General features: G+C 59.0%; 8 protein-coding genes. 5 read left to right on the top strand and 3 right to left on the bottom strand.

Going from position 1 to position 4745, the window contains the following annotated elements; genetic code table 11:
• The first annotated feature begins 11 nt into the window (after positions 1-11).
• Genes ADADOO_RS05060 through ADADOO_RS05040 form a run of 5 tightly spaced genes read left to right on the top strand, consistent with a single transcriptional unit; the run spans position 12 to position 2710 of the window.
• A complete protein-coding gene (locus tag ADADOO_RS05060; protein WP_511275556.1) occupies positions 12-125 on the top strand; it encodes a flagellar protein FliS in 114 nt (37 codons plus the stop codon).
• A 9-nt stretch (positions 126-134) separates the two neighbouring features.
• Positions 135-410, top strand: a complete 276-nt coding sequence (locus ADADOO_RS05055; protein WP_511275554.1) for a flagellar protein FliT — start codon at positions 135-137, stop codon at positions 408-410.
• 9 nt (positions 411-419) lie between these two features.
• Complete coding sequence (fliK, locus tag ADADOO_RS05050) at positions 420-1610, top strand: flagellar hook-length control protein FliK (protein ID WP_511275552.1); 1191 nt, start codon at positions 420-422, stop codon at positions 1608-1610.
• A complete protein-coding gene (locus ADADOO_RS05045; protein WP_511275551.1) occupies positions 1591-1902 on the top strand; it encodes an EscU/YscU/HrcU family type III secretion system export apparatus switch protein in 312 nt (103 codons plus the stop codon). Before fliK ends, ADADOO_RS05045 begins: the two co-directional genes overlap by 20 nt.
• A 10-nt stretch (positions 1903-1912) precedes the next feature.
• Positions 1913-2710 (top strand): flagellar brake protein, encoded by a 798-nt coding sequence (locus ADADOO_RS05040; RefSeq protein ID WP_511275549.1) that lies wholly within the window; start codon positions 1913-1915, stop codon positions 2708-2710.
• 8 nt (positions 2711-2718) lie between these two features.
• On the opposite strand, the gene fliE is transcribed toward ADADOO_RS05040, so the two are convergent.
• From fliE to ADADOO_RS05025, 3 genes are all read right to left on the bottom strand, one after another.
• Positions 2719-3045 carry a flagellar hook-basal body complex protein FliE gene (gene fliE, locus ADADOO_RS05035; protein ID WP_511275547.1) on the bottom strand — a complete coding sequence of 109 codons (327 nt, stop codon included), beginning with the start codon at positions 3043-3045 and terminating at the stop codon, positions 2719-2721.
• 48 nt (positions 3046-3093) lie between these two features.
• Positions 3094-4443 (bottom strand): sigma-54-dependent transcriptional regulator, encoded by a 1350-nt coding sequence (locus ADADOO_RS05030; RefSeq protein ID WP_511275545.1) that lies wholly within the window; start codon positions 4441-4443, stop codon positions 3094-3096.
• Positions 4436-4745, bottom strand: a 310-nt coding sequence (locus tag ADADOO_RS05025) for a sensor histidine kinase (protein WP_511275543.1), incomplete at its 5' end; no start/stop codon positions are given. The genes ADADOO_RS05025 and ADADOO_RS05030, both read right to left, overlap by 8 nt.

The following is a 4745-nucleotide window of genomic DNA, read 5'->3' as shown; positions in this document are numbered from 1 at the left end:
CACAGCGCCTGTTGTTCGCCAATATGAAGAACAACGTTGCGGCACTCGATGAAGTCTCCGAGTTGCTGGGTAGCCTGCGCGAAGCCTGGGCGCAAATTACACCGGGCGAACAGGCGGCTGCGTAATCGATGAACATGGCCGGTTACGCCTCATTGCTCAAATACTCCCGGCAAATGCTTGAACTGGCCAAGCAGCAGGCGTGGGAGCCTCTCGCCGAGGCGCAGCAACAACGCGCCACGCTCATCGCAGGAATGCGTACCCAAAATCCCCCTTTGACGGCAGCCGAGCAGACCGCCGCGGCACAAACCATCCGGGAAATCCAGAACCTGGATCGGGAGATTCTGGCGTACGTAACCCCGTGGCGCGACGATGTGGCAAAGCTGTTGGCCCGCCTTGCACCTTCGCCATAATCGTCCGGCATGATTCCCCCCGATGTTGCCAGCAGTTTGCGGCTGGTATTGCCCGACACTAGCGCGCTACAGTCTCAGCAAACAGCCCCTGTACCGGCGGCACAACGTGTCGCCGATGTGCTCAGCAATGCGGTTCCCGGCCAGCGCATCCTGGCCGAAGTTCAGGCCATGCTGCCGAACGGCACCTACCGCGCCGTCGTCGCCCAACGCGAAATCACACTGGCCCTGCCTTTTTCGGCGAAAGCCGGTGACACCCTTGAACTTGAAGTCGCCGAAAGTGATGGCAAGCTCATCCTCGCCTTCATCGCCAATCGCTCTTCAGGAAAGACCGCTGCAAGCCCGCCTGAATCGGTCAGCACCTCTTTGAGCACCGCCGGCAAAGTTATCGGCAACTTGCTGACCCCGCTGGAAGGTGAAGGCAAGCAGGCTGCACCGGCTGCGCTTAACCGCAGCCAACCGCTGGTCGAAACGATGCCCAAATCCGCGGCTGATCTGGCGCCCGTATTGAAGCAGGCGCTCAGCCAGAGTGGCATGTTCTATGAAGCGCACCAGGCGCGTTGGGTGAGCGGCGAACTGCCCACGGCAGCCCTGCTCCTGGAGCCGCAAGGCAAGCAGTCCCCGGCACCGGCGAATGCGCCTGAATTCATCAATCGCAGCTCAAATTTCCCACCCGGGAATGCTTTGCTCGACACAAACCCTACGGTCAACCGGAATTTTGGCGAAAAAACAGAAGGCTTGTCGCTGAGTCAAAGCCCGGCGACAACGACACCACAATCCACCGTTTCGACAAGCGCGGCGACCATCCCGAATGAAAATCCGGTGCCGCGTGAATTGGTCCCATTGGTTCAACAACAGCTGAACGGCCTGGCAACGCAGAATTTCGTCTGGCAAGGCCAAGTCTGGCCGGGGCAAGCGATGTGGTGGGAAATTACCGGTGATCCGGAATCGAAGTCCTCACTGGAAACCGAACAAGCCAGCCAGTGGCAGACCCGCCTCAAACTCGATTTACCCGCCCTCGGCGGCATCGATGTCACGCTTCGACTGGGCGCGGGCGGCGCATTGGCTGTTTCAGCCAGAGCAGAAAATCCGGCCAGCGAGTCAACGCTGCGCAACAGCACTCAGTCGCTTCGTGAGCAACTAGCGGCAGCCGGGCTGACGCTAACCCAACTCCACGTCGATCATGGCCAAGCCGGGGAGTGACGCCACCCGCGAGGCAGTCGCCCTGGCCTACAGCCAGACCGATGCCGCACCGCGCGTCGTCGCCAAAGGCAAAGGGCTGATTGCCGAGCAGATCATCGCCCGCGCCAAGGAACACGGCATTTATGTCCATGAATCGCCGGAGCTCGTCGCCCTGCTAACCCAGGTGGATATTGACGAGCGCATCCCCCCCCAGTTATACATGGCGGTGGCTGAACTTCTCGCCTGGCTTTACCGTCTTGAACACGGTAGCTCCACCACGCAGATCGGCCTGTCCGCTCAACCTCCACCCTGATCCAGGTTTCATGACCCTCGCCCAGAACGAAGTTTCGGTTCCCGTTTTCGAAATCGACCAGCCCGCCACCTACGGCAAGTACCTCCTCCACAACCGCGCTGAAATCTTTGTGCATCTGCGCGCCCTGCTCAAGCACCGCACACTGATCACGGTCTATCTGGACGAAGGCAAGGAATTTTTCCTGTCGACCCTACTGTCGATCGACGAAAACGCCAACCAGCTAATTCTCGACGGATCGAACCACACAGCAAGTAACGATGCTGCACTCAAGGCCACGCGGATAACACTGTCAGCCCCGCTGGAACGGGTCAAAATCCAGATTCGCCTACCCGGTCTGTCGATGGCCACCATCGATGGTAAAAAAGCCTTGATCGCCGCGCTCCCGGCATCCATTCTGCGTTTGCAGCGACGCGAGTTCTTTCGTGTCGAAACGCCTCATCACACCACGCCCCTGCGATGCAAACTTGCCGTCCCGAATCGGGGTGGCGGCCACTCTGTCGTCGATTACCCCCTATTTGACCTGAGCGGTGGCGGACTTAGTTTGCTCGGGCCGGTCGACGACGCCGAACTGTTTTCACTCGGTGAACTGTTTCACGATTGCCGCCTCGAAATCCCCGGCGAAAGCGTGCTTTCGGTCAATCTTCGCGTCTGTGAAGTCCTGAAAATCGAGATGATCGACGGCCAGCAACAATTGCGGCTAGGCTGCGAATTTGTCAGCCTGCCGGGAACCCGGTTGGCCTTCATTGAGCGCTACATCACGCGGCTGGAACGCGAACGCAAAGCGCTCCGCTCAGAACTGGAATACTGAGCTTCAGCTTAAACCTGAATGTTCATCACGTCCTGATAGGCCGTAACCAGCTTGTTGCGCACCTGAACCATTTCCTGGAAGGAAACACTGGCCGTCTGCAGCGCGATCATCACCTCATGAAGATTCTGGGTGGTGTCACCAGCGGCAAGTTTTTCCGCCATCGTGTCAGCCTGCTGCTGGGTTTGATTGACCTTGTCGATAGATGACTTCAGCACCTGCGCAAAATCCACCCCACCAGCTGCCCCGCTAGCCGCGCTCTCAGCCGGCTTACCGGAGGCCTGTGCGGCGGTAGACCGCAGCACGCTCAACATTTGCTCAATACCTTGGGTGTCCATAACCAGCTCCTAGAATCTGCCTCAATACAAGCAATAGTCAGGCCAATATCAGTCCTTGAAAAATCCTTCATCGCGGTACTGCTGCAATTTATAACGCAATGTCCGCTCCGAAATCCCCAGGCGTTCAATGGCCGCCTTCCTTGAGCCATTGACTTCGGCCAAGGTCCGCAGGATATGTTCGCGCTCCAGATCCTTCATGTTATCAACCTTTTTGTCTGCTTCCGGCACCAGCACTTCGACCGGACCCCGCGCCGCAAAGCCGGCCGCCACTGGGGCCAGGCGGAGATGTTCGACACCGATCTCCGACCCGGTCGACAAGATCAGGGCCCGCTGAATGACGTTTTCCAGCTCCCGGACATTGCCAGGCCAGGAATGCTGCACCAGCGCCTGCTCTGCCAAAGCCGCGAAACCAACCCCATTCCGACCAAAGCGACCGCCATGTTCGACCAGAAAATAGCGGGCAATCGGCACAATATCGAGCGGCCGATCACGTAGCGGCGGGATGTCCACCGGAAACACGTTGAGGCGGTAAAAAAGATCCTCGCGGAAAACCCCTTTCGCCACCGCCTCGGCCATATCGCGATTGGACGTCGCAACGATGCGGATATTCAGCGCTACCGGCTTCTTGCCCCCCACCCGCTCGACCTCGCGCTCCTGCAAAACGCGCAGTAACTTGGCCTGGAGCCCCATCGGCATCTCGGTAACTTCATCCAGCAGCAGCGTACCGTCCTGCGCCTGCTCGAACTTTCCGGCCTGCGCCTGCTGAGCGCCCGTAAAGGCTCCCTTCTCATAACCAAACAAGGTTGCCTCAAGCAAACTATCCGGAATTGCGGCGCAGTTGATCGCCACGAACGGCCCGTTCCGACGCGCCGACTGCCGATGAATGAAGCGAGCGACCACTTCCTTTCCAACCCCTGATTCTCCCGTAAGGAGAACCGTTGCATCGGTCTGCGCCACGCGCTGGGCGATGGCAAACAACTCACGACTGGCCGGATCAATGGCCACAACACCAGTGCCGGCATCGGTATCCGGCAATTCGTATTTGTTGATGTGGGCAAGCAAGGCCTTCGGCTCAAAAGGCTTGAGAAGGAAGTCACAGGCGCCCGAACGCATGGCATCGACCGCCTTGTCCACCTCGGCATACGCCGTCATCAGCACCACCGGCAGATGCGGCAGACGCACCCGAATTTCCTTTAACAGCGAAATGCCATCCATCGGCATCATCCGCACGTCGCTGACGACAATCGAGAAAGCCTGCTCAGCTAGCACTTTCAAAGCAGCTTCGCCGCCATCAACGGCCACATGAGGGCGCCCGGCGAGTTCCAGCGTGTCGCCAATCGCCTCGCGCAGGCTCGGATCGTCTTCGACGACAAGAATCGGCAAACTGTGTTCAGCCATGGTGTTCAGATTCGCTCTCTACCGGCGCAACCGGCAAGGTAATGACAAATTCGGCGCCTTCGCCCGGCTCGGAAAAAAGCTCAAGCGTCCCGCCATGCGCCCGTACCACACCGAGCGCGATGGCCAAACCCAAGCCAGTCCCCTGCCCCTTGGTGGTAAAGAAAGGCTCGAAGATGCGGGCCTGCATTTCACATGAGATTCCCGGACCACTATCGCGTACAGCCACCGCCACAAGATCGCCACGAACATTGCCGGACAGGCAAATTTTGCCGCCCGCCGTTGTCGCCTGCATGGCATTTTCC

It is taken from the genome of Azonexus sp. (genome assembly GCF_036170495.1).
Lineage (GTDB): Bacteria > Pseudomonadota > Gammaproteobacteria > Burkholderiales > Rhodocyclaceae > Azonexus.
Note: the sequence above shows the minus strand (reverse complement) of the source record. Positions and strands in the feature narration are given on the sequence as shown.

Excerpts from the sequence above, each read along its gene's own strand:
- fliK (WP_511275552.1), top strand. The coding sequence starts at position 420 with ATGATTCCCCCCGATGTTGCCAGCAGTTTGCGGCTGGTATTGCCCGAC.
- ADADOO_RS05045 (WP_511275551.1), top strand. The coding sequence starts at position 1,591 with ATGGCCAAGCCGGGGAGTGACGCCACCCGCGAGGCAGTCGCCCTGGCC.
- ADADOO_RS05030 (WP_511275545.1), bottom strand. The coding sequence starts at position 4,443 with ATGGCTGAACACAGTTTGCCGATTCTTGTCGTCGAAGACGATCCGAGC.
- ADADOO_RS05055 (WP_511275554.1), top strand. The coding sequence starts at position 135 with ATGGCCGGTTACGCCTCATTGCTCAAATACTCCCGGCAAATGCTTGAA.
- fliE (WP_511275547.1), bottom strand. The coding sequence starts at position 3,045 with ATGGACACCCAAGGTATTGAGCAAATGTTGAGCGTGCTGCGGTCTACC.
- ADADOO_RS05040 (WP_511275549.1), top strand. The coding sequence starts at position 1,913 with ATGACCCTCGCCCAGAACGAAGTTTCGGTTCCCGTTTTCGAAATCGAC.